Source organism: Bartonella sp. AA86SXKL (genome assembly GCF_042196885.1).
In genome coordinates this window covers 1-292 of record NZ_JBHIRE010000467.1, presented here as the reverse complement: position 1 = coordinate 292, position 292 = coordinate 1, and the positions used below count along the sequence as shown (strand labels likewise).

1 pseudogene is annotated in these 292 nt (G+C 40.8%); it reads right to left on the bottom strand.

The annotated features are described in order from the left end of the window. Positions 1-292 (bottom strand): annotated as a pseudogene (locus ACFIO5_RS12665) (RNA polymerase factor sigma-32); the annotation flags it as partial.

Below are 292 nucleotides of genomic sequence, written 5' to 3'. Positions count from 1 at the left end.
ATCAGGTAGAGGACTATCATCCACAAGAGCATCCATTTTGGCAACAGGATTATCACTATTTTCAGAAACAGAAACGCTCAAGGAATTATCAGAACTTGAAAAACGGAAATCCATTGTTTCAACATCACGCACGGAAACGCCAAGCTTTTCAGCAATGCTACGGAAGATATCTTGTTTTGAAAGAGCGCTATCATCTTGCACCAATTTTGCCCGCAAACGACGCAGATTAAAGAAAAGTGCCTTTTGTGAAGAACTGGTTCCTCCTCGAACGATTGACCAATTGCGTAAAATA